Origin of the sequence: Winogradskyella costae (genome assembly GCF_013403865.1) — a bacterium.
Lineage (GTDB): Bacteria > Bacteroidota > Bacteroidia > Flavobacteriales > Flavobacteriaceae > Winogradskyella > Winogradskyella costae.
The window spans coordinates 1-596 of the sequence record NZ_JABFDK010000051.1 but is presented as its reverse complement, the minus strand read 5'-3'; the positions used below and the strand labels follow the sequence as shown (position 1 = coordinate 596).

At 39.9% G+C, this 596-nt stretch carries 1 protein-coding gene; it reads right to left on the bottom strand.

Going from position 1 to position 596, the window contains the following annotated elements; translation table 11 throughout:
- A partial coding sequence (locus tag HM986_RS17630; protein ID WP_218841472.1) for a DUF7507 domain-containing protein occupies positions 1-596 on the bottom strand: 596 nt, incomplete at both ends.

Genomic DNA, 596 nt, shown 5'->3' with positions numbered 1-596 from the left:
CCTGTTGGTGAAGCATCAGTTGTGATGGCTACCGTTTTAGTTAAAGTTAATGCTGCATCTTGAACAATTGGTGTTACTGTTGGATCATTTGTTGGATCCGTATCTACATCTGGACCATCTACTGTTTCATCACCATTATCACTCACATCACTTACATCATCTGTTCCACTTGGACTATCGCCTGTTGCGGTAGCACTGTTAGTGATTGATCCTAAATCTACATCATCTTGATCAATTGTATAAGTTACCGTTACAGTTCCTGTTGCACCTGGCACTAAACTTGATGGACTAATGGCCAATCCTGTTGTTCCTGTGAAAGCATCAGCAATAGTAATATTGTCTACCGTTACGTTTCCTGTGTTTGTTACACTAAATGTATACGTTAATACATCTCCTAAACTTGTCCCTGTTGGTGAAGCATCAGTTGTGATAGCTACCGTTTTAGTTAAAGTTAATGCTGCATCTTGAACAATTGGTGTTATTGTTGGATCATTTGTTGGATCCGTATCTACATCTGGACCATCTACTGTTTCATCACCATTATCACTCACATCACTTACATCATCTGTTCCACTTGGACTATCGCCTGTTGCGGT